Origin of the sequence: Kangiella taiwanensis (assembly GCF_020005165.1) — a bacterium.
GTDB lineage: Bacteria > Pseudomonadota > Gammaproteobacteria > Enterobacterales > Kangiellaceae > Kangiella > Kangiella taiwanensis.
Genome location: NZ_JAHCLT010000001.1, coordinates 824,531 through 847,157, shown reverse-complemented (window position 1 = coordinate 847,157; position 22,627 = coordinate 824,531). Strand labels below are relative to the sequence as shown.

Below are 22,627 nucleotides of genomic sequence, written 5' to 3'. Positions count from 1 at the left end.
CTTCCAGTCAAGTCAAAAGGCTGGTGACGTCACAGATACATTAGAGCATGCTTATGTAGAAACAGCTTTCACCAGCAAACCATTGAGATTCGGCCACGCCATGGGTAATATGAGCCCACTAAATCACAAAAAGGTAGCATCATGAAAAAAACAACCTTGAGTTTATCCATTGCTGCGCTTTTATTGACGGCATGTGGTGATAACGACTCAGCGAAAAAAGCTGACGCATCACAAACCGCTGAAAAAGCTCCAGTAAAGGTAGAGCAGTCTGAAAAAGCCTCTGATAAAACTGAAAATAAACATCAGAACAACTTCTTAACAGCTTACGACAATATTGACTTGGACATTTACAAAGATCGCGTAAAAACACTGTCTAGTGATGAATTCGAAGGCCGTAGCCCAGCTACAGAAGGTGGTCGTAAGACTTCTGAATACTTGAAAGAGCAATTCAAAGCCGTAGGTGCCGAGCCGGGTAATGGCGATAGCTATTTCCAGCAAGTGCCACTCATTAGCATTGAAGCAGACGCAGACATGCAGTTACAGCTTGGTGATGCGACACTTGAATACAGTAAAGATTTCGTTGCAGGCACCTCACAAACTGTTGAGTCGATCAGCCTTAAAGACTCGGACTTAGTCTATGTTGGCTATGGCGTAGTCGCTCCTGAATACGATTGGAATGACTATGAAGGCGTTGATATGGAAGGTAAAACAGCGGTCATCCTAATTAATGATCCAGGTTTTGCACAGCCGGATGCCGGCATTTTCCAAGGCAAGGCCATGACCTACTACGGTCGTTGGACTTATAAGTACGAAGAAGCCGCACGCCAAGGTGCAGCAGGCGCTATCATCATCCATGACACAGCCCCAGCATCTTACGGCTGGAACGTAGTTTCAAGTAGCTGGTCAGGTCCCCAATACCACCTGCCAAGCACTGGCGACACGCCAAAGCTGGACGCCGAAATGTGGATTACGCTAGACCAAGCTCACAGTTTATTTAAACAATCAGGTCTCGACCTAGCGCAGCTCCAAAAAGATGCGCTGAGTAAAGATTTCAAGCCAGTTCCACTAGATAGTAAAGCCTCAGTCGATATTAAAAACACTATCCAAGAATCGCAGTCAGCGAACGTTATCGCGACCATTCCAGGTAAGAAACGTCCTGACGAGCATGTAATATATATGGCTCATTGGGATCACTTAGGTTCTCGCGATGGAATGGAAGGCGACCATATTTATAACGGCGCGATTGATAATGCTACTGGTACTGCCGGTATTATTAGCATTGCTCAAGCATTCAAACAGCTACCAGAAGCACCTGATCGCAGCGTAACTTTTGTAGCAGTCACTGCGGAAGAGCAAGGCCTGCTGGGCTCTAAATACTTCGCGGCGAATCCAACTGTACCTTTGACTCAAATCGTTGGCGCATTCAATATTGATAGTATGAACGTCAGTGGTCGCATGAAGGATTTCACGGTTGTAGGTTACCCTAAGTCAGAAGTTGAAAGCTACGTCGAACAAGCAGCCAAGCGTCAAGGTCGTGAATTACGCCCTGAAAGTGCGCCAGAGCGCGGTGGTTATTATCGCTCAGATCACTTTAGCTTAGCCAAGTTTGGTGTTCCGGCAGTGTATGGCGGCGGCGGTACTGAGTTCCGTGATGATGCCGATAAAGACGCTGCTGACAAATGGACTAAGATGCGTGGAGAGTGTTATCACTCGCTATGCGACGAATACCACGAAGATTGGGTATGGCAAGCAGCACTTGACGATATCAAAATCTTCTTCGAAGCAGGCTACTTGTTAAGCAACTCAGAAGACTTCCCAAATTGGTATGAAGGTACTGAGTTCAGAAGTATTCGTGACGAGAGCATGAAGCAAAAATAGATCCACTTCACTGAACGACATAACAGAGGGAGGCGTCAAAACCCTCCCTCTAGTTTTAAAGTTTTAGAAACATGAATATCAAGCCATGATAAGCCTATGACGTAATCAAGTGGCAAAGGCTTTGCAAAGACTCAGGGATTGACATAGTATGCCATTAGGAGGGCGTGTTATTAACCACATACTGTTTACTCTATTTCTTTATATATTCAGCCTTCTCTGTGCTGATACGCTCTCTGCTAACCCATTATCAACCACCCAAACGATAGAACTCAAAGAGTACTGGACTTTGTGCATCCAACATACCGAGGCGCGGAATGTTGAATGTAAAACTCAAGAGTCTGTTGGCGCTATCGAACAAAGCTTTGAAGATTTCGACGGTATCGCTATTTACCGGACTGACTTTACAGTCGATAAGTCATATCAAAACATTCCGCTTACCCTTTATATTCCACACTTACGAGATGCGGATGAAGTGTTTCTAAACGGTTACCTGATTGGCCAAAGCGGACAGTTTCCACCAAACTTTGAAAAAGCCACGCTTTATTCAAGAAGCTACCCATTACCAAATTCTAGACTACACTTTGGCAGCGACACCTATAACGAGTTAGTCATTCGAGTTTACAATCATGCTCGCCAAGGTGGTCTCAGTAGCGGTGCGCCTATTATTCAAAGCTCTCAAACCATCACGGATCAGCAGGTCGCATCGGAAGGCTTACTCATGCTGTACGTTGGTGTGATGCTAATTATCGCTGCGGTTCAAGGGTTTTACTTTGCAGCCCAGCCGCAAAGCCGCGATCATTTATATTTCGGATTGTTCTGTGTTGCCGAAGCAATATACATACTCACCTACTCACACTTTGCATTTGCTTCAGGCCTGAACCTCAACATCATTTTTAGAGCTAACATTGTTTTATTTGGTTTATTAACCATGCTCTTTTTTATGTTCATGACCTCGTTTTTTAAGCGCCGAACATCAAACTGGTTCAAAATACCGTTACTAAGCTTTTTGCTAGCATACTGTGTCGCTTCAATTTTTATTGACATTGACTTGATTTATCACTTAGTACACTTACTGCAAGCGCTTAGTGTTTTTGTGTTAATTCCATTTTATTTATATCTATTCTATAACGCGATCCGCGATAAGCTCCCCTACGCCAAACTTATGGCTTCAACTTTGGCTGCTTTTATCATCGCTGTATTCTTTGATATTTTGGTTGATTTACAAATTCTACCTACATTCATAAACGAACTAGAGGGATTAATATCGCCTGTATTCCTCGTTGCCATATTTATTGTTCTAACCTTAATATTAATTCATAAACACTGGTTATATTATCGTAACGCCACATATGATTACCTGACGAACTGCCTTCGTCGTTCTGCTTTTATAGAACGATTGGACGAGGAGTTACATCGAATCCATAGAAGTGAAAACACCTTGGTTTTAGCGCTACTCGATTTAGATCACTTTAAACAAATCAACGATCAGTATAATCATATTGTTGGTGATAATATTTTGCGTGCCGTGGCGACACGAACCAGCGATGCGTTACGTGATTTTGACTTGTTGGGTCGTTATGGCGGTGATGAGTTTATTATTGCAGCACAAGTATCCAACGAGCAGGATGCCTCTCAACTCCTCAAAAGGATACATATCAGCATTACTGAAAAGCCCGTTATGAATGGTGATAAAAAGCCACTCTACGTTACCGTTACTATTGGTGGAGTGACAACCGATCCAAAGACTCCTAGTTCCGCAGAAGAACTTATTGAGAAAGCAGATGATATTTTAGTTAAAGGAAAAATTAAACAAAAAGGGCGTGTTCATATTTAACTTCTTCGCAACACGCACTTTATTGTTAGCTACTTTATATTCTAGCGAACTAGGTTACTTTAGCTTTTCGGACAACTCTAGCAAACACTTTAGGTAACAACCGCTTCAATAGAACCGCCTTTGTTTCACGACCACCAATATAAGCTTCCGCGTTTCCTTTTGAATAAGCTTTAAGAATCCTTTTAGCACAAACCTCCGCAGACATGCCCTTTTCTTGAGCCTGATCCATGGTGTTTTGCTCAGTACCATCACCAAGCAATGCTTTATAGGTTAAGTTTGTTCGTATAAAGCCTGGGTAAATTGTTGTGAACTGAATACCTTTTCCATGCAGTTCCGCGCGCAGGCTATCCATATAAGCCGTGATAGCATGCTTTGAGGCCGAATAAGCCGACCGAAGCGGTGTTGTAAACTTTCCAACCAGCGAGCTGACAGTAATAACACCGCCCTTCCCTTGCAACAAAAGATGCGGTAATAAAGCTTGAGTCAGAGCAACAGTCCCAAAATAGTTTACTTCCATGATACGGCGATGCACTTCCATCGAAGTTTCCATTACCAACGATCGTTGACTCAGCCCCGCATTATTAATTAATAAATCAACACCCGACATGTCATGCCAAACCTGCTCCACGATAACGTCATAATTAGCACTATCCGACAAATCCAGCTCAACGATTTTATGCTGCTCAGAGTTGCGGCACTGCGCACGTACCCGCTCCAACTCCTCTTTTCTCCGAGCAGAAAGCACGAGTATTGCACCTTCATTGGCGCACTCGTAAGCTAAAGCCTCGCCGATTCCTGATGATGCGCCCGTGATCCAAACAGTTTTATTTTTAAAAAAACTCATACAAAAGATTATTGGTGAAGATTACCTTGTTATAACGAATATCAGTGGCTCCGACTAGGGGTATTTACATTTCTGTTATTTTATATTCAATCCAGCACGTGTTATAACCATGGGCATTATTTACAAAGACTTAGTTCAAGGATTATCTCATGTCCGAACAAATTTATGACGACGCATTGGCTCGAGTCCGAGAAGTTGGTGAAAGTGCTGGTGTTAATGCCGAAGTGATTGAAAGCTTAATGCACCCGATGCGAACCATGATTGCATCACTACCGGTGCGTATGGATGATGGCTCGACAGAATACTTTACCGCTTACCGTTGCCGTTACAATAACGCACTTGGCCCAACCAAGGGCGGTATTCGTTTCCACCCTGAGGTCAACCAGCCTGAAGTACAGGCTCTAGCACTGTGGATGACCATTAAGTGCGCAGTTGTTGGCTTACCCTATGGTGGCGGCAAAGGCGGTGTTACCGTTGATCCTAAGAAGCTCTCTCGCATGGAGCTTGAGCGTCTTTCACGCTCCTATGTGCGTCAAATGGCTGACATCATCAGTCCAGACCGAGACATCCCAGCACCAGATGTTTACACTAACGAACGCATCATGGGCTGGATGATGGATGAGTACGAACACATTACACGTCAAAAATCTCCAGGTGTCATTACTGGTAAGCCGATCAGCCTTGGTGGCAGTTTAGGACGCGACGATGCAACCGGACGCGGTGCCTATCTGTGTATTTTAGAACTTGAGAAACAACATGGCTGGAACCCGTCAGACATTAAAGTGGCCGTTCAAGGCTTTGGTAATGGTGGTTACCATGCTGCCCGCTTACTGCATGAACGTGGCTACAAAATTGTTGCTATTAGTGATTCCCGCGGCGGTATCCACTCAGACACAGGTTTCGATGTCCCAAGCGTTTATGAAGAAAAGCAACGTTCGCGTCAAGTTAAGGCGGTGTATTGCTCACAGTCGGTTTGCGAACAAGTCGAGCACACAACCATTACTAATGAAGAACTGCTTGAGCTTGATGTTGATATTTTGATTCCCGCAGCATTGGATGGGGTTATCGGAAAACACAACGTCGACAACATCAAAGCAAACTACATTGTTGAGGTTGCAAACGGTCCTGTACTTAGCGACGTTGATGCGATTCTTCACCAGCGTAACATTCATGTCGTGCCCGATGTTCTAGCAAATGCAGGTGGCGTCACCGTTTCTTACTTCGAGTGGGTACAAAACCGTTCAGGTTATGCTTGGGACCTACCAACAGTTCATCAGCGATTAGGCGATATCATGTCGAAAAGCTTTAACGAAGTATGGGAGCTAGCCCAGTCAGAAAACCGAAGTATGCGCAACGCGGCTTATACGCTAGCCTTCCGTCGTATTGGTGAGGCTGTCAGCGCACACGGAACCAGAGACTATTTTAACTCTAGTGACGCATAGACCTAAGTTTTCGACCAACAAAAAAGGCGCTAAGAATAGCGCCTTTTTTTATTACTCGCGATACGTACTGAGTGCGTGTCGAGAACTAATATAACACTTCGTCATCGACGTCTTCGTTCACTTTCGAAAGAAGCCACTCTCTAAACGCAACGATCTTTGGACGGTCATGTGAGTTTTCAGGGCACACTAGGTCGTACGAGTGTCCACTGTCGACCACGATGTCAAACGGAGCGACCAATCGTGCTGTGTCTAAGTCCATTTGTGAAAGGACGCTGTGGCCCATCGCTACGCCTTGACCATGACGCGCTGCCTGCAACACCATTCCAGAGTGACTGAACACAGGGCCTTGATCAGGATTAACACCTTTTACATCAGCATGTTTAATCCAAGTACGCCATTCTTCAGTCGTCGCATCATGCAATAAAGTATGATTAGCAAGATCTTGAGGAGTATTTAAACTGCCCGATTCAGCGAGCGCTGGAGAGCATACTGGCGTCAAGTGCTCTTGGAACAGCTGTTCACAGTGCAGTCCAGGGTACTCACCCTTTCCATAATATACTGCAATATCAACATCTTCTCGCACAAAATCAACGTCACTATCCGAGGCTTTAATACGAACATCAATCTCTGGATAGAGTTGACTGAACTCAGCTAAGCGCGGGACCAGCCATAAGGTTGCGAACGTTGGTATGACACTCACCGTCAACGAACCTGTGGCACCTTGCGCTTTCACCTGCTCTGTCGCATTGACCAATTTCTCAAAAATATCACGAATCTTCGGCCAATAAAGCTGGCCTTCGTCGGTCAACAAAAGTTTCCGATTCCTTCGGATAAATAGTTCTACGCCAAGATAATCTTCTAAAGCCTTGATTTGGTGGCTAATTGCAGCTTGAGTCACGAATAACTCTTCAGCCGCTTTTGTAAAACTTAAATGGCGCGCAGCAGCCTCAAAAGCTCTTAGGCTATTCAATGGGGGCAACCGTCTAGGCATCACCGCTCCTTACATTAGTTTTTTTAATTTGAACCATGAAAATATATCGTTTGAATCTGGTCATACTACTGTATATTATTTGACCTGCCTTGAGGGGCAACGCCAAACTAACTTTTAAGGTTCGCTTGGTCTAGACAAATATTTGCCAGATGCCTCTATTTTGTCAAAACCCCTTATCAAAAGGCAAACACTTTGTTAATTTTTTTAATGATTAAAGAAATTAACTCAGTTGGTTTTAAGGAATAAGCCTCGCTTATTCTAGCCAGAAGGAGACTTCTGGTAAGTTGGTAATTTTTAGTTTCATAGACTGACTCCTTTAGTTAGCGAGCGGGACATAATTTATATACCTACCCCCATTTGGTCCTAATGACCCGCAGATTGCTAATATACGGCTTGCACATTGCAAGCCTTTTTTTTATCTTAGCGCCACGTTATACAATTTCCGCGTCCTATGTCTCATACCACTAGCTCAATCATTATGGTGCCACCGAACGACTTCGGTTTTAACCCTGAAACAGCTCAAGATAATGAATTTCAACAAAAAACAGAAGCTCCACACTACCTCATTAAAGAAAGTGCTCTGGAAGAATTTACCCTAATGGTGAACCAGCTTCGCGACCATCACGTGGAAGTACTCCTACTGAATAAGCATCATGGCGATCCTGATATGCCTGACGCCGTTTTCCCCAATAATTGGTTCTGTACCCGCCATAACGGCAACATTGATCTCTTCCCCATGAAAACATCCAATAGGCGTGCCGAAGTGCGTCCAGAGGCGCTGAAAAAGCTTTTAAGCCATAACGGGTATCAGATTACTGACGTCAATGATTACCGAGATAGTAAGGGAGCATTTTTGGAAGGTACTGGCGCTATGATTTTTGATCACAGACATACAAAGGCTTATGCAGCATTATCAGAGCGCTGTGACTCTCATTTGCTCGCCGAATATAACAAACAACGAGGTTACGACACCGTCAGCTTTAACAGTTCAAGCACCCAGGACAAGGCTTTTTACCATACCAATGTCATGATGAGCGTTGGTGAGCAGTTCGCCGTGATATGCCTTGAGTCAATAAAAGACCAACAACAAAGGGCAGCTGTCGAAACTAGCCTTAAACAAGATCAAAAACACATCATCGAGATTAGCTTAGAGCAGGCTGAGAAACATTTCTGCGCCAACTTAATTCAGCTCAGGAACTTAAAGAATGAGCCTCTCATTGTACTTTCAGAGTCCGCCTACCATGGCTTTAGCAAAGAACAGAGGCAGAAGCTGGAGGCACACGGCAAGCTGGTTCCTTGCGACATCCACACCATAGAAACCATTGGAGGCGGCAGCGCTCGTTGCATGATTGCAGAAAACTTCTTACCCAAGCAATAATTTCCTTCAAGTACAAAAAAGCGGCCCAAGAGCCGCTTTTTTTGTATGATGGTTATCTCGTGCTAACCGGCAACGACCATACGCATCATTTCTGCAGTTAAGTAAGCACCGAAAGTACCAACTGCGTAACCTAGAATCGCTAGCAATACGCCAACTGGTGCTAAAGACGGGTGGAATGCTGCCGCGACAACAGGCGCTGACGCTGCACCACCAACGTTAGCCTTACTACCAACAGCGATGAAGAACGCTGGGGCTTTAATCGCCTTAGCCACAATGAATAGTAGAATAATGTGAATCATCATCCATACCGCACCGACGAAGAATAACTGCCAGTTATGATAAATTTCGCCAAGGTTCATCTTCATACCGATGCTAGCCACCAAGACATAGATAAAGACAGAACCAATCTTCGAAGCACCGGCATGCTCATATTCGCGTGTACGGGTAAATGACAAACCAATTCCTGCGAAAGTCGCCGTCAAAATCAACCACAAGAAGTGGCTATCAAGGCTGTATTCTTTTGCCCAATCAAACTGGCCAAAGAAAGGTCCTAACCAGCTGCCCATTAAGTGACCAAGGCCGACCACAGCGAAAGCTATGCCGAGAATAATCATGTAGTCATTTAGATAAGAGACACGCTCGTTTTCACGAGTGTATTTTTCAACCGTACGCTTAAGATCTTCAATTTTTGAGTTGTCCGCGCCGAGCATTTTGTCCATGCCGTCAGACTTTTTCGCCATGATAAGTAGGCCGATCATCCAGATCTCAGCGACCAGAACGTCTACAGCGATCATGGTGCCAAATAAACTCTCTTCGACGTTGTACAGCTCTTTCATCGCGGCCTGATTTGCACCACCGCCAATCCAGCTACCAGCGACCGTGGACATGCCTTTCCAAACGTCGCCCGCTACCCACTCAGGGCTGATCACGTGGAATAACCAGATCGCTAAGGGGCCACCGATGATGATACCGACGGTCGCCGTAAAGAACATCGCCAAAGCACGCCAACCTAAACCAAAAATCTTTTTAAGATCAATGCTTAAGGTTAACAAGAACAAACTCGCAGGAAGTAAATAGCGTGACGCGATATGATAGATGTTGTCACCAGCATCAGCAGTGAAAAAACCTAAAGAGTTCAACGCTCCAGGAACAAAGTAACATAACAATAGCGCTGGAATGTGTTTATAGAATTTGTGCCAAAAGCCGTGCTGACGGCTTGATGTATAAAATATCAGTCCCAATACCGCCATAATGACGCCAAAGGCGACGGCATCAGACTGAATCAGTGCTACTTTCTCAGTAGTTTCGGATACTGCCATGAGTCAATCCCCAAAAGTTGCAAGCTAATTAAAGTGGTTAATCTTATGAAATTAGGTGGATTTTACGCAAGAAATAATTCACTTCCCACGCGGGTCCTACCAATAAAAACAATAAATCTTTGAAAAATGACGGCTTTTTACCTTCGATGTGATGGCCAATAAACTGACCAATCCACGCGATGATAAAGACTACCAGCGCAATCTGCCATAAAGCGAAAGGCGCAACCTGTTCTAACCAAGCGGTGAAGAATAACATCCCCACACTGACTAGCAGCATAGTCGCGAAAATCGCAACACCAAAGATGATATAGAACAGCTGAGCGACCACAACAAAAAGTGTTGCCCAGTTTACCCAAGGGTGAACCTGAAGCGCTTCAGGCACAGGTATCGACCACAAAAAAGCAATCACCGTCCACATAATGGCTGGCACGCAAATCCAATGAAGTCGTTTATTCTTAGGATTCCTGTGGCTTTCGCTATACTCCGCAATCCACTCCTGACCGCTTTTCATGGCACCCTCATGATTCAAAAGAAAATAATCATATCATATAAGAATGTAAAATTAGTGCTAAATCAAAAGCTTTACACTCCCCTCTTCCCAGTAGCTGTGGTATTAATAAATAGTTTTGCCCTATCGGCACAAACACAATAATTATTGAAACTAATACAGGGGATCGATTTATGGGTATGATGAGTGAGTTTAAAAAGTTTGCAATGAAGGGCAATGTGGTCGATATGGCCGTCGGTATCGTCATCGGTGCGGCCTTCGGTAAAATCGTCAGCTCCTTCGTCAATGACGTTTTAATGCCGCCTATCGGTATGTTAATTGGTGGCGTAGACTTTTCCGATTTGGCTGTGACTCTAAAAGAAGCTGTTGGCGAAGAAGCTGCGGTAACCATCAATTATGGTAGCTTCATACAAACAGCGCTCGACTTTATTATCATTGCGTTTGCCATATTCATGGTTGTTAAAGGTATGAACCGTCTTAAAAAGAAAGAAGAAGAAAAGCCAGCAGAGCCTCCAAAGCCATCCAATGAAGAGGTGTTATTAGCCGAAATTCGCGATTTATTGAAAAAAGACTAACAGTCGATATACACTGACAAGCCCGCCTAGCGCGGGCTTTTTATTAACCTTACGAATATTAACCCATGACTAACTCAGAACAACAGCTTCTCGAAGAGAAAAACTATCTCTGGGAACACTTTAAGTTCAATGCAGAGCAACGCCTTAAGGCTTTTAACTTCTTTGTCACCCTATCCATGTTTGCTAATGGCGGTGCCTTCGCCGCTTTTGAAAAAAATGTCCATCCACTCGTTCTACTCCTAATCGGTGGGCTAATCTGTATTCTGGCGCTCTGCTTCGCGGTACTGGATATGCGTAGCCAAGCCTTGCTGCGATTAACAGTCCCAGGGCTGATTCAGTGTGAGGAGAAGTTTTCGGAAACCTCAAGGCTCTTTGCGCTAGACGAAGCTAATCTTAGCCGATACCTGCGTTATACCTTTATTTTCAGGGCATTATTCGCACTACAGGGGTTGTTTGGGTTGGCGATTATCGGGTATTCCATCCATCAAATCATTAATTAACCTCGCGCTTCCCTTGCAACCCACCGGTGTGTATAACCAGGACCCTACTGTCGCGAGGTAGCTTGCCCTGTTGTAGCCAATGTTCTACCGCTAGAAAAACCTTACCGTTGTAGACTGCATCTAACTCAAAGGCGTTTTCATGCTCAATAGATTCAATCAAATGGTTTAACTCTGCTGTCGACTTTGCAAAGCCACCACAATGATGCTCTGTATCAATAGTCCAGTTATCGACTTTCTGTGTCAAAGATGCTTGTAGCTGCTCTTGTAAATATTCCGCGCCCGAGAATGCTGCCACCCCAACAACCTGACTCTTCGGAAATGCTTTAGCTAAACCACAAAGCGTCGCACCAGACCCGCAGCCCACGAACACATAATCATAAGACTCATCCACTTCCTGTCCGATCTCTTCGACGCCGCGCATCGCCAACTGACTAAATCCACCTTCGCCTATCCAGTAGCTTTTGGGAAATCTTTGCTGGAAAGCAGTCCAATCTCGGTGTTCGCGCAGCTCTGCGTATTCTTTACGAGTGACAAAACTCAGCGTCATTCCCCAACGCTTGCAATCTATTAGGGTTGGGGTTAACGGTTGATCCGAATGTGCTCGTACAAAGCCCTGAGTGGGTATCGCAAGCTGATGGCCAGCGTAAGCAAGTGCATGTAGATGATTCGACCAATTACCACCCATGGAAATCACGCTCTGACACTGCTTTTGCTCTGCGTCCTCAAGCAAATATTTCAACTTACGCCATTTGTTTCCCGAGATTACAGGGTGCAGTAAATCGTCACGCTTAATATCAACGCGGATAGACTCTTGTTCGGCTAGCGACCACTTGACGACTTGAGTGGGCGAGTGATTCAGCTCAATCATTGGCTTCTCTTGACTAAGAATACACGTATTGTAGCTGAGGCTGGTTCAAATATAAAAAAACCGGCTAACCTTTTCAGGTAGCCGGCAAAATGCTTCTAAGAGGTAGAAATTTAGACTTATTTAGAAAGCTTGTTCAATTGCATCTCTGCAACTTTAGCTGGTAGTGGAATGTAGCCGTCTTTTACAACAACTTCTTGACCCACTTTAGATAGAACCATTTTCAAGAACTCAAGCTCGATTGGAGATAGAGGCTTGTTAGGGTGCTTGTTAACGTAAACAAACAATTGACGACCTAGTGGGTAGTCACCAGAGATAGCATTCTCAGGAGTCGCTTCAACATAGTTAGTGTCGTTTTTCTTTGTTAATGGTACAGCACGAACGCCTGACGTTTTGTAACCGATACCTGAGTAGCCGATACCATTTTTAGACAAGCTCACTGACTGAACAACAGAAGCAGAACCTGGTTGCTCGTTTACAGAGTTTTTGAAGTCACCTTTACACAATGCTTTCTTCTTGAAGTAACCGTAAGTACCAGATACTGAGTTACGACCATACAACTGAACATCACCTAAACCATCAACACCCATGTCGCTCCAGTCAGAAATATCGCTGTCGCCGCCACATTTACGAGTCGATGAGAAAATTGAGTCAACTTGTGAAATCGTCAAACCCTCGATAGGGTTATCTTTGTGCACGTATACTGCTAAAGCGTCGATAGCAACAGCGATTGGCGTTGGCTTGTAACCGTGTTTCTTTTCGAATGCTTCAAGCTCTTTATCCTTCATCATGCGGCTCATTGGACCGAAGTTTGAAGTACCTTCAGTTAATGCTGGTGGCGCAGTAGAAGAACCCGCAGCTTGGATTTGAATGTTAACGTTTGGGTATTGGCGTTTAAATTCTTCAGCCCAAAGCGTCATCAGGTTAGCTAGAGTATCGGAACCTACGCTAGAAAGATTACCAGAAATACCGCTTGTTTTTTTATAAGTTGGTAAGTTTTGATCAACTTTCGCTTCAGCGAACGCGCCTAGCGAGAATGTTGAAACTGCTGCCGCTAGGGCAACTTTTTTGAACAAATTCATTAGAATTCTCCAAGTGAGTATGATTAACAGACGCTGTCATTATGGTGCTAGAATGTTAAAGCCTTGTGACTGCAATATGACGCTTTTATGACAAGTCGTTTTTGCTTTAAGAGAATAGCTGAAATGATTTAAGTATCGAATTAAAGGTATAAATATCAAACACTTAAATTCTTGAGGTTATGTCTACCCAGAATGTTCTACAGTGTCATAAAAGACAAGAAACAACGTCTATGACAGGCCAAGCTACTTAGCAAGCTCAAGTTGTAATCAAGCAAATTATGACGATTTGGGGAAGCAACAACTGAACTCACTACCTTTCCCTACCGTGCTATCAACATCCAGATAGCCGTCATGCATTTCTAGTACATGCTTGACGATAGCGAGGCCTAACCCCGTACCACCTTGCGAACGGTTACGACCAGAATCAACCCGATAGAAGCGCTCCGTCAGTCGCGGAATATGTTCCTGCTCGATGCCTGGACCGTTATCTTTTACAGTCATCACAAGATGCTCATCGGTTTCCTTCCAGAAAATATCAATACGCCCCTCTTTTTGCGTATATCGAACAGCATTAAACACCAAGTTAGAAAAAGCACTGCGTAACTGCTTTTCAGAACCGGTAAGAGTCGCATTGCTGTGAGAGTGGAACAAAATGGTTTGTTCTTTCTCACCACTCAGCACCCTCGCCTCAGCACAAATACTGTCTAACATGATATTGATATCAATCAGTTGTGGCTTACCGCCTATCGAAGGTTCTTTAGCATCAAGCCTAGACAATAACAACAGGTCATCGACCAAGTGTCCCATATTTAAGGCTTGTTGACGCATCATCTGTAACGGCTTCTCAACCTTTGACAGCTCAGGGTACATGTCTGGGTCCAGCATTTCTAAGTAACCATTGATTACGGTCAATGGCGTACGAAGTTCATGCGAGACGTTAGCGACGAAATCTTGCCGCACTCGCTCTAGACGATAACGCTCGGTCACATCACGAATCATCACCAAACGCTGATCATTGTTGTAAGGCGTGATATGAATATTCAGAATTAAACTTTCATCTGCGGGTGAATGTATTGTAAGTGGCTTTTCATAATCACGCGCTTGCTCATATTCAATAAAACTGGGATGACGTAACAGGTTAAACAAACGCTGACCAATATCGGTACTGGCTTTTAGGCCTAGGAGTTTTTCTGAAGCTTTGTTGAACCAGCGGATCTCACCTTGATTACTAATAATCAAAGCTCCTTCACGAAGTGCAGAAGTGGACGCTCTAAACTCAGAAATAATGCCTTTGAGCTTTTTTAGTTCTTTGCGATTTTTTCGCTGCAGCACATAAAGGTGATTGAAAATCTCGCCCCAAATCCCTGGAGCAGACGGTGGATATAAAGAGCGAGACTTGACTAACCATTTGTACAACCTTGAAAGCTGAACTAAATTCCAAACCAAATAGGCAAAAATAATCACCGCGATACATGCAGCGGCTCGATCGAATAATGATCCAATCAAGCCCATAACCACGATAATAAAGGCTAGTGTCCAAAATTCTGCCTGCCAAAAACGGTTAGTCCACATGGGCAAATGCCTTATTTACTTGAAAATCGGTAACCAGAACCTCGAACTGTTTGGACATAGTTTTCGACTTGGTATTCAGCTAGCGCCTTACGCAAACGTCGAATATGAACATCCACTGTTCTCTCTTCTACCACCACTTGCTGTCCCCAAACGGAATCTAGCAACTGGCCACGTGAAAATACGCGCTCTGGGTTACTCATAAAGAAATGCAGTATTTTATACTCTGTTGGTCCCAGATGAACCTCTGAACCATTGATCAGTACGCGATGACTTGCGGTATCAATTTGAATTGAGCCATGAGACAGCTGCTCACTTGCCTGTGTAGCTAGACCACTACGACGTAATACTGCTTGTACACGAGCAAGGAGTTCACGTGGCGAAAACGGCTTAACGACGTAATCATCTGCTCCAACTTCTAGCCCTTGAACTCTATCATCTTCTTCGCCACGAGCGGTTAGCATAATGACAGGAACCGACTGCATATCTGGATCTTTTTTCAACTTCTTCGTCAACTCAATACCAGACGCTCCTGGCAACATCCAGTCAACGAGAAACAAATCAGGTTTATACCCTTCTTTAATCAACCCAAATACGCGCTCAGCTGTCGCAGCCTGCTCAACCTCATAACCCGCTTGCGACATACAAAACGCTAGCATTTCGCGAATATCGCGTTCATCTTCTAAGATGAGAATATTGGCACTCATTAATTTAATAGACTCCTTTTTACACGGATAATAGCTTTAGTTCCTCGCCATTACCAGCGACTACCGTTTTTTTACCAGCCTATGTATTTCATCCCAAGTCAAATGCCTAACATCTTGACCTTGAACCAAATACACAATGTACTCACATATATTGTGAGCATGATCACCAATACGCTCCAATGCACGTGCCGCCCACAAGAAATCTAAAACCTGTGAAATGCTACGTGGTTCTTCCATCATATAAGTCATGAGCTGACGCGAAATGGCATCATACTCATCGTCCGCTTTTTTATCTTTTTTAGCGACCTTTACAGCTGACTCTGTATCCATTCGAGCGAATGAATCCAGCGCTTCGTGTAGCATAGTTTTAACTAGGCTACCTAAATGCTGCAAGGCACCATAATGTAACTTACCATTAAGCGGTGATTTTTCTTTAGTCTCTGCAATATCAACCGCCATGCGTGCAATTTTTTCTGCTTCATCACCAATGCGCTCTAAATCCGTAATCGTTTTTAGAACGGTCGAAACCAAGCGCAAATCGCTAGCCGCTGGTTGGCGTTTCGCTAAAATTTTTACGCAGGCTTCATCAATATTAATTTCAAAGTCATTAACTTTGTCATCGTTATCGATCACTTCATTGGCTAAATCAACGTCATGTTGATTTAAAGCTTCTAATGCTTTAGTCAGTTGCTCTTCAACCAAGCCACCCATCGCCAAAACTTCTTCACGAATATTTTCCAAGTCTTGGTTAAACTGCTTAGAAATATGTTGCCCTAAGTTTTCAGTATCCATCATTCGTTACCTCAAGTTTAAATAGATTAACCGTATCGACCAGTAATATAGTCTTCGGTTTTCTTCTGCGATGGGTTAGTAAAAATCGTATCCGTTTGATCAAACTCTACCATATCACCCATGTACATGAATGCTGTGTAATCAGAAACACGTGCCGCTTGTTGCATGTTATGCGTTACGATGACGATCGTATAATCATTTTTTAATTCATGAATTAACTCTTCAATCTTCAATGTTGAGATTGGATCAAGTGCCGACGCTGGCTCATCCAGTAACAAAACTTCTGGTTGTACCGCGATAGCACGAGCAATACATAAACGCTGCTGCTGACCACCCGACATACCCAATGCATTTTCGTGTAAACGGTCTTTCACCTCGTCCCACAATGCCGCACCTTTTAGCGCCCACTCAACCACTTCATCTAACACGCGGCGCTTATTAATTCCTTGCAAACGCAAACCGTAAGCAATGTTCTCATAAATCGACTTTGGGAATGGGTTTGGTTTTTGGAAAACCATACCCACATTACGGCGTAATTCTGCAACATCCACCCCAGGACGATTAATATTATTGCCATGAATATTGATATCACCAGCGACTCTAGCAATATCCACTAAATCATTCATTCGGTTAAAACAACGCAATAATGTTGACTTACCACAACCTGAAGGACCGATAAATGCAGTCACCTTTTTCTCAGGTATTTTCATGTCAATATCATAAAGCGCTTGCTTCTGACCATAGAACAAATTGAGTTTTTCAACCTCTATAGCAATCTTTTCATCTGCTAGGTGCTGTTCGATTGTCTTTTCTTCCAATACTTGTGTCATTTCAATTACCTCGATGGAATTCTTTACTGCTCAAGCGACTTATATTTTTCGCGCAGGTTATTACGGATTTTGATTGCCGCAATATTCAATAGGATAATGATCAATACCAACAATAATGCTGTGGCATAAACCAACGGGCGTGCCGCTTCAACGTTCGGGCTCTGGAAGCCTACATCATAAATGTGGAAGCCAAGGTGCATAAACTTACGCTCTAGGTGCAAGAATGGTGCATTACCATCCAGCGGCAATGTCGGCGCCAGTTTGACCACGCCCACCAGCATCAACGGAGCGACCTCACCCGCAGCTCGTGCTACCGCAAGAATCAAACCCGTCATCATCGCTGGGCTAGCCATAGGCAATACCGTTTTACGCAAAGTTTCAAACTTGGTCGCACCTAACGCTAAACTCCCTTCGCGAATCGACTTAGGAATTCGAGCTAAACCTTCTTCGGTTGACACGATAACAACTGGTAGGGTTAATAGCGCCAGCGTCAAAGATGCCCAAATCAATCCTGGTGTACCAAACATGGGGGAAGGACTAACTTCTGGGTAGAACAGCTCATCAATCGACCCGCCTAAGAAGTAAACGAAGAAACCTAAACCAAACACACCGTATACAATCGACGGCACACCCGCCAAGTTATTGACCGCGATACGAATAGTGCGCGTTAAAGGTCCTTGCTTCGCGTATTCACGCATATAAACTGCAGCTACAACACCTAGCGGAGTCACCACAACCGACATCAACAGTACCATCAATACCGTACCGAAAATCGCCGGAAAAACACCACCCTCGGTATTGGCTTCTCGTGGCTCATCAAAAATAAACTCGCCAATTTTAGAGAAGTAGTGACCGAGCTTTGACCAAAAACCCATTTGGTTTGGTTGGAACGCTCGAACAATATTACCCGCGGTTAAAGTGATTTTTTCACCACCGATCAACGTAAACTCAGCAGTGTCTCGCTTAATGTCGGTATACAGAATTTGCAGCTGCTCTTGATAACTCAGAAATTCCTCTTGCAACTCAGCCCTACGTTTATCAAGTTCTGCTTGGGCTTCGTCCGTCAGCTCACCATCTAACTCCAATACACGCTGTTCTAAGCGAAGCTGCTCCATCGCATAGTTAATGGCACCGATATCACCTGTTTCAATATCACGAATTTCGCCATGAATGTCTAAAGCTCGCTCAATAATATCCTGCAAAGCCTGAGGGTCTTCTCTATAAATAGTGCCGTCTTTTGTCACTGACGATAAGAAACCATACAGATTGCCCCATTCACGACGCTCAACAACAATCACATCGTCATTAACCTTGGTATCTTCGATGTTTTTAACATCTAGCCACTTAAAGTCTAGGCCATAAACATCACGATTACCCGTCTTAATCAGGTACTGTTGTCGCTCAACACCATTTTGAATGTCATCTTCGGTGTTATGGATTTCACCCATCACTTGGATGACTTCCTCACCTTGTACAACATCAAAGGTTTTTACCTCAGCTGGCCAGAAGTGACTCAAGCCACGAACAGCGATTAATAGCAACAAGCCCACTACCATGATGATAGAGATACTGATGGCTCCAGCGTTTAACCAAACCCAGTGTTGTCCACTGTTAAAGAATTTTTTACTCATCGTCCATTCCTCCTACAGTGAACCGTATTTATTACGTAAACGTTGGCGAACCACTTCCGCAATCGTGTTGAATGCGAAGGTGAATAAGAACAATACAAATGCTGCTAAGAACAGCACGCGATAGTGTGAACTTCCCACCTCAGACTCAGGCATCTCAACTGCAATGTTAGCGGACAGCGTACGCATACCTTCGAAGATGTTCATATCCATCACTGGCGTATTACCTGTCGCCATCAGTACGATCATGGTTTCACCCACTGCACGACCTAGACCAATCATCAGCGCCGAGAAAATACCTGGGCTCGCTGTTGGCAATACGACGCGCGTTAATGTTTGCCACTGACTTGCCCCTAACGCTAACGAACCGTTTGTTAAGTGCTTCGGCACACTAAAGATAGCGTCTTCAGTGATAGAGAAAATCGTTGGAATCACAGCAAAGCCCATCGCTAAGCCCACAACCAGAGAGTTACGTTGGTCATAGTTCATGCCATGGTCATCTAACCAACGCGGCATGTCACCGTTAAATAACCAAGCTTCTACTGGCTCACCAACCCAGAACGCAAAAACAGTGCCAAGAACTATCACTGGCAATAATAGCGCCGCTTGCCAGCCATCAGGGACCTTATGCTTTATAACATCAGGAGCTTTATTCCAAGCTAAACCAAAAAGTACCGTAAAGACAGGTAACAAAATAATGGTAAGTAAGAACCCGACTAACGTTTCCTCGATAATAGGAGCTAACCATAAACCAGCTAAGAAACCCAAAATAACCGTTGGCAGGGCTTCCATAATCTCAACCGTAGGCTTGACCATGGAACGCATCTTAGGTGCCATAAAATAGGCGGTGAAGATAGCACCGAAAATAGCCAGCGGTACCGCGAATAACATAGCGTAGAAAGCTGCCTTTAAGGTACCAAAACTTAATGGCACAAGAGAGAACTTAGGCTCATAGTCATTGGTTGACGCTGACGATTGCCAAGTGAAGGTTGGTTCCTTATACCCTTCATAGAAGACTTCATTCCACAGCGATGACCATGAAATCTCAGGGTGCTCATTTTCAACAAAGAAAGTGCTCGCTTGATTGTTCTCACCTACAACCAGTAGCTTATTACTTCTAGAGTTAATCGCTAGCGCTTGTACTGGCTGGCCAAAACTAAAATCCTCTAGAAGGCGCTCTGACGTTGTGTAGAACACACCGACCTGGCCTTTGCTATCACTGGCGATAAAACCTTTGCGACGAACTTCTGGAACAATGTGTGTAATGTCGCTATCGGCCAACTTAAAGTCACGGATTTTAGTCAGCGTACTTTCGTCACCGTCTTGTTGCACCTGAAACCATTGGCTGACGACACCGCTGGAGTCTCCGATCATTAACGATACTTGTCCTAATAGAAAGTTCGCCTGAGTTACCTCAACACCGCTTTCTGTTAGTTGCTTGGTTTCTTGTAAAGCCCACTCGCCGCTTTCGAAACGGTAAGCGCTCATTTGGCCTTGTTTGCCAATGGCATACAACCAGTCGGGACCTTGAGTCGCCAAGAGATACTTTGGCTCAAAGCCAAGTTGAATCATTCCGCTATTCGCTTCATCAAGCTCTAAACCTTCGCCAAGGAATGACTGCTCAACATAATACTGCTTAGTAATAACTTGATTATTTTCTGTCAGCCCCGCCAACAATAAGCCATCTTCCCATAGCTTACCGTTTAGAAGCGTTACTTCAGACTGAGCAAAAGACAGGGCATCTTCACCAAACGGGTATAACACTTGAGGTGTTAACTTACGCTTGTTGTTAGGGTAGCTAATGGCATAATCATGTTGAAACAACTGAATACTGCCATCCGCGTAGGCGACCGCCATCATGCCTTTCAGATCAAGTTGTGCGATTGCGGTAGTATTTTGCTGCTGGGGTAACTCAAAAGCGGCAATTTCATCGTTATTGTCGATATCCGTAAACCGCAATTCTCCACTGGGCCCTACTCCAAAAGCAATTTCACCATATTCTTCGACTTCCAAGTGTAATAATTGCTGCTGTGACCAAGAGTAATCCTTCTCTAACTCCACAGAAGCAGGCTTAAATATCGGCAAAACCACCCATAATAGGTAAAAACAGATAAGAACAACGGCAACAATCACTGACATACCGCCAAAAGCGATACCATAACGAGCCAGCAGGTCGTTTATCTTGCGCCTTTTATGCTTACCACTTTGCGTTTGCTGGTCTAACAGCTTACGCGTGGTGTCTTTTATCGAGGTACTCATGGCAAACCAATTCTAGAATCATGCGCAGATTATAAGAAAGGAATGTGACACTATTGTTAAACCTTAGTAATATTAGCCTAGAATTATGACAGCCATGCTATAAGCTATTGATGATTCATAATATAGGATAAAGTTTCTGTAATATTACCTGTTTCACAAACCCTTAGCGTTTCTGTCATGTAACTGTCATAAATTAACCGTAGAATTCACACCGTCTTTTAATAAAACCCTCTTTTTTTGGAGATGACAATGAAATTAAAATTATTAGCAGTAGCAGTAGCAGCTGTAATCTCTACTCCAGCTTTCGCAGAAAGCGAAGTAAAGGCTAAAGCTGGCGGCGGCGCAAAATTCAAGACTGACGACGTAAGCATTAAAGTTGGCGGTCGTTTAATGTATGACATCGACTGGTTCGATGATGAAGCATTTACAGGCAACACAGGTTCTGGCTCTGACTCAGAACTACGTCGTGCGCGTATCTACGTGAGCGGTGAGTTCGGCAACTGGGAAGCAAAAGTACAGGGCGACTTTAAAGATGATGGCGACACAGCTTTAAGCGACGCTTACATCCAATACAACGGTTGGGATGACCTTGAGCTAGTTCTTGGTAAGCACAAAGAGCCTTTTGGCCTTGAAGAGCAAACGTCTTCTAAAGACATCACTGCTATCGAGCGCACAATGATCACTAACGCATTGGCTCCAGGCAAAAACTACGGTGCGTCGTTAGGTTCATTCAGCGATGAGTTCACTTGGATGGTTGGCTTGTATGACCACGGTGACGAAGGTGGCAACATTGCTACTGGCGTTACAGGCCGTATGACGTTCGCTCCAGTAGTGACAAAAAACCAAGTATTACACTTCGGTGCAGGTTTCCGCCAAAGCCGTTTAGCAGGTAACGAATATGGTGATGCTGACCAGCGTCTAGAAATCCACACTGCTGACGAAAAAGTAGGTTCAAGTAGTATCGTTGGTGAAAGCATTACAGCTTACAACTTCGAAGTTGCTTATGCTGCTGGTCCTTTCCACGCACAAGCTGAATTCTTCGACGCAGAAGTAGACGGCGGTTTCAACGCTGATACTGACATCTCAGGTTACTACGCACAATTCGGTTACGTATTAACTGGTGAGTCTCGTCCATACAGCAAAGGTAAATTCAAGCGCGTATCACCTAAAGGCGAAAACGGTGCTTGGGAAATGTTTGGTCGTTTCAGCCAATACGAGCCAGGTTCAGACGAAGCTGACGCTGTGACACTAGGCTTAAACTACTACGCAAGCAAAGCTGTACGTGTTGGCGTTAACTACGTGATGGGTGACATGACTGAAGGTGGCGTTAATAAAGACGGCAACGCTATCGCAGTACGTTTCCAATACGTATTCTAAAATTCTTTAGTTCTTAGATATCAAAGGGCGCTTTCAAGCGCCCTTTTTTATTGCCTACTCTAAAATCATGGGACCATACAATGTGACTCAAAAACATTTTCTTGCGGAAAGCCTGAGTTTAAAATCAGAACGTATAAGGTACTAGTCCTCAGTTACGAAGGAAGCCCAATCGGGTTGAACCCAATAAACCCGTTACTTGCAAGATCACCATAATTCTCTATCATTAAGGAATCTCTACTAAGGAATTCA

Annotated in this window: 19 protein-coding genes; 7 read left to right on the top strand and 12 right to left on the bottom strand. The window is 44.2% G+C overall.

What is annotated here, in order from left to right; genetic code table 11:
- Positions 1-141: 141 nt before the first annotated feature.
- Together KFK88_RS04085 and KFK88_RS04080 are read left to right on the top strand one after the other, a co-directional pair.
- Positions 142-1,878 carry a M28 family metallopeptidase gene (locus KFK88_RS04085; protein ID WP_223577382.1) on the top strand — a complete coding sequence of 579 codons (1,737 nt, stop codon included), beginning with the start codon at positions 142-144 and terminating at the stop codon, positions 1,876-1,878.
- Between the two features lie 148 nt (positions 1,879-2,026).
- Complete coding sequence (locus tag KFK88_RS04080; protein ID WP_223577381.1) at positions 2,027-3,712, top strand: GGDEF domain-containing protein; 1,686 nt, start codon at positions 2,027-2,029, stop codon at positions 3,710-3,712.
- 49 nt (positions 3,713-3,761) lie between these two features.
- On the opposite strand, the gene KFK88_RS04075 is transcribed toward KFK88_RS04080, so the two are convergent.
- Positions 3,762-4,556 carry an SDR family oxidoreductase gene (locus KFK88_RS04075; protein ID WP_223577380.1) on the bottom strand — a complete coding sequence of 265 codons (795 nt, stop codon included), beginning with the start codon at positions 4,554-4,556 and terminating at the stop codon, positions 3,762-3,764.
- 149 nt (positions 4,557-4,705) lie between these two features.
- On the opposite strand from KFK88_RS04075, the gene KFK88_RS04070 reads away from it, so the two are divergent.
- Entirely contained in the window at positions 4,706-5,998 is a 1,293-nt protein-coding gene (locus KFK88_RS04070) for a Glu/Leu/Phe/Val family dehydrogenase (RefSeq protein WP_223577379.1), read from the top strand.
- Between the two features lie 85 nt (positions 5,999-6,083).
- On the opposite strand, the gene KFK88_RS04065 is transcribed toward KFK88_RS04070, so the two are convergent.
- Positions 6,084-6,989, bottom strand: a complete 906-nt coding sequence (locus KFK88_RS04065; protein ID WP_223577378.1) for a transcriptional regulator GcvA — start codon at positions 6,987-6,989, stop codon at positions 6,084-6,086.
- Positions 6,990-7,440: 451 nt separating this feature from the next.
- Here KFK88_RS04065 and ctlX point away from each other — a divergent pair, with 451 nt between their 5' ends.
- Positions 7,441-8,367 (top strand): citrulline utilization hydrolase CtlX, encoded by a 927-nt coding sequence (gene ctlX, locus KFK88_RS04060; protein WP_223577377.1) that lies wholly within the window; start codon positions 7,441-7,443, stop codon positions 8,365-8,367.
- A 62-nt stretch (positions 8,368-8,429) separates the two neighbouring features.
- On the opposite strand, the gene KFK88_RS04055 is transcribed toward ctlX, so the two are convergent.
- Both KFK88_RS04055 and KFK88_RS04050 read right to left on the bottom strand, forming a co-directional pair.
- On the bottom strand, positions 8,430-9,686 hold the full coding sequence (locus KFK88_RS04055) for a DUF819 family protein (RefSeq protein WP_223577376.1): 1,257 nt from the start codon (positions 9,684-9,686) through the stop codon (positions 8,430-8,432).
- Positions 9,687-9,729: 43 nt separating this feature from the next.
- The gene (locus tag KFK88_RS04050; protein ID WP_223577375.1) at positions 9,730-10,197 is read right to left on the bottom strand and encodes an Mpo1 family 2-hydroxy fatty acid dioxygenase; all 468 of its coding nucleotides are present in this window, start codon (positions 10,195-10,197) and stop codon (positions 9,730-9,732) included.
- 170 nt (positions 10,198-10,367) lie between these two features.
- Between KFK88_RS04050 and mscL the strand changes: the two genes are divergently transcribed.
- Together mscL and KFK88_RS04040 are read left to right on the top strand one after the other, a co-directional pair.
- Positions 10,368-10,769: a large-conductance mechanosensitive channel protein MscL gene (mscL, locus tag KFK88_RS04045; protein ID WP_223577374.1), complete on the top strand. Its 402-nt coding sequence runs from the start codon at positions 10,368-10,370 to the stop codon at positions 10,767-10,769.
- Positions 10,770-10,834: 65 nt separating this feature from the next.
- Positions 10,835-11,269, top strand: coding sequence for a hypothetical protein (locus tag KFK88_RS04040; protein ID WP_223577373.1), 435 nt, complete (start codon positions 10,835-10,837; stop codon positions 11,267-11,269).
- Here KFK88_RS04040 and KFK88_RS04035 read toward each other — a convergent pair.
- The 8 genes from KFK88_RS04035 to KFK88_RS04000 all read right to left on the bottom strand — a co-directional run bounded on the left by KFK88_RS04035 (position 11,262) and on the right by KFK88_RS04000 (position 21,001).
- Positions 11,262-12,137, bottom strand: coding sequence for a 1-aminocyclopropane-1-carboxylate deaminase/D-cysteine desulfhydrase (locus KFK88_RS04035; protein WP_223577372.1), 876 nt, complete (start codon positions 12,135-12,137; stop codon positions 11,262-11,264). The two genes, KFK88_RS04040 and KFK88_RS04035, sit on opposite strands and share 8 nt — an antisense overlap.
- Positions 12,138-12,253: 116 nt before the next feature.
- Positions 12,254-13,216 carry a PstS family phosphate ABC transporter substrate-binding protein gene (locus tag KFK88_RS04030; protein WP_223577371.1) on the bottom strand — a complete coding sequence of 321 codons (963 nt, stop codon included), beginning with the start codon at positions 13,214-13,216 and terminating at the stop codon, positions 12,254-12,256.
- 276 nt (positions 13,217-13,492) lie between these two features.
- Positions 13,493-14,788, bottom strand: a complete 1,296-nt coding sequence (gene phoR / locus KFK88_RS04025; protein ID WP_223577370.1) for a phosphate regulon sensor histidine kinase PhoR — start codon at positions 14,786-14,788, stop codon at positions 13,493-13,495.
- Positions 14,789-14,799: 11 nt separating this feature from the next.
- Entirely contained in the window at positions 14,800-15,492 is a 693-nt protein-coding gene (phoB, locus tag KFK88_RS04020) for a phosphate regulon transcriptional regulator PhoB (RefSeq protein ID WP_223577369.1), read from the bottom strand.
- A gap of 60 nt (positions 15,493-15,552) precedes the next feature.
- Positions 15,553-16,287, bottom strand: a complete 735-nt coding sequence (phoU, locus tag KFK88_RS04015; protein ID WP_223577368.1) for a phosphate signaling complex protein PhoU — start codon at positions 16,285-16,287, stop codon at positions 15,553-15,555.
- Between the two features lie 23 nt (positions 16,288-16,310).
- Positions 16,311-17,114: a phosphate ABC transporter ATP-binding protein PstB gene (pstB, locus tag KFK88_RS04010; RefSeq protein WP_223577367.1), complete on the bottom strand. Its 804-nt coding sequence runs from the start codon at positions 17,112-17,114 to the stop codon at positions 16,311-16,313.
- 23 nt (positions 17,115-17,137) lie between these two features.
- Positions 17,138-18,745, bottom strand: coding sequence for a phosphate ABC transporter permease PstA (gene pstA, locus KFK88_RS04005; RefSeq protein WP_223577366.1), 1,608 nt, complete (start codon positions 18,743-18,745; stop codon positions 17,138-17,140).
- A 12-nt stretch (positions 18,746-18,757) separates the two neighbouring features.
- A complete protein-coding gene (locus KFK88_RS04000) occupies positions 18,758-21,001 on the bottom strand; it encodes an ABC transporter permease subunit (protein ID WP_223577365.1) in 2,244 nt (747 codons plus the stop codon).
- 249 nt (positions 21,002-21,250) lie between these two features.
- Here KFK88_RS04000 and KFK88_RS03995 point away from each other — a divergent pair, with 249 nt between their 5' ends.
- Complete coding sequence (locus KFK88_RS03995; RefSeq protein ID WP_223577364.1) at positions 21,251-22,378, top strand: OprO/OprP family phosphate-selective porin; 1,128 nt, start codon at positions 21,251-21,253, stop codon at positions 22,376-22,378.
- The last annotated feature ends 249 nt before the right edge of the window (positions 22,379-22,627 follow it).

Excerpts from the sequence above, each read along its gene's own strand:
- KFK88_RS04085 (WP_223577382.1), top strand. The coding sequence starts at position 142 with ATGAAAAAAACAACCTTGAGTTTATCCATTGCTGCGCTTTTATTGACG.
- KFK88_RS04080 (WP_223577381.1), top strand. The coding sequence starts at position 2,027 with ATGCCATTAGGAGGGCGTGTTATTAACCACATACTGTTTACTCTATTT.
- KFK88_RS04075 (WP_223577380.1), bottom strand. The coding sequence starts at position 4,556 with ATGAGTTTTTTTAAAAATAAAACTGTTTGGATCACGGGCGCATCATCA.
- KFK88_RS04070 (WP_223577379.1), top strand. The coding sequence starts at position 4,706 with ATGTCCGAACAAATTTATGACGACGCATTGGCTCGAGTCCGAGAAGTT.
- KFK88_RS04065 (WP_223577378.1), bottom strand. The coding sequence starts at position 6,989 with ATGCCTAGACGGTTGCCCCCATTGAATAGCCTAAGAGCTTTTGAGGCT.
- ctlX (WP_223577377.1), top strand. The coding sequence starts at position 7,441 with ATGTCTCATACCACTAGCTCAATCATTATGGTGCCACCGAACGACTTC.
- KFK88_RS04055 (WP_223577376.1), bottom strand. The coding sequence starts at position 9,686 with ATGGCAGTATCCGAAACTACTGAGAAAGTAGCACTGATTCAGTCTGAT.
- KFK88_RS04050 (WP_223577375.1), bottom strand. The coding sequence starts at position 10,197 with ATGAAAAGCGGTCAGGAGTGGATTGCGGAGTATAGCGAAAGCCACAGG.
- mscL (WP_223577374.1), top strand. The coding sequence starts at position 10,368 with ATGGGTATGATGAGTGAGTTTAAAAAGTTTGCAATGAAGGGCAATGTG.
- KFK88_RS04040 (WP_223577373.1), top strand. The coding sequence starts at position 10,835 with ATGACTAACTCAGAACAACAGCTTCTCGAAGAGAAAAACTATCTCTGG.
- KFK88_RS04035 (WP_223577372.1), bottom strand. The coding sequence starts at position 12,137 with ATGATTGAGCTGAATCACTCGCCCACTCAAGTCGTCAAGTGGTCGCTA.
- KFK88_RS04030 (WP_223577371.1), bottom strand. The coding sequence starts at position 13,216 with ATGAATTTGTTCAAAAAAGTTGCCCTAGCGGCAGCAGTTTCAACATTC.
- phoR (WP_223577370.1), bottom strand. The coding sequence starts at position 14,788 with ATGTGGACTAACCGTTTTTGGCAGGCAGAATTTTGGACACTAGCCTTT.
- phoB (WP_223577369.1), bottom strand. The coding sequence starts at position 15,492 with ATGAGTGCCAATATTCTCATCTTAGAAGATGAACGCGATATTCGCGAA.
- phoU (WP_223577368.1), bottom strand. The coding sequence starts at position 16,287 with ATGATGGATACTGAAAACTTAGGGCAACATATTTCTAAGCAGTTTAAC.
- pstB (WP_223577367.1), bottom strand. The coding sequence starts at position 17,114 with ATGACACAAGTATTGGAAGAAAAGACAATCGAACAGCACCTAGCAGAT.
- pstA (WP_223577366.1), bottom strand. The coding sequence starts at position 18,745 with ATGAGTAAAAAATTCTTTAACAGTGGACAACACTGGGTTTGGTTAAAC.
- KFK88_RS04000 (WP_223577365.1), bottom strand. The coding sequence starts at position 21,001 with ATGAGTACCTCGATAAAAGACACCACGCGTAAGCTGTTAGACCAGCAA.
- KFK88_RS03995 (WP_223577364.1), top strand. The coding sequence starts at position 21,251 with ATGAAATTAAAATTATTAGCAGTAGCAGTAGCAGCTGTAATCTCTACT.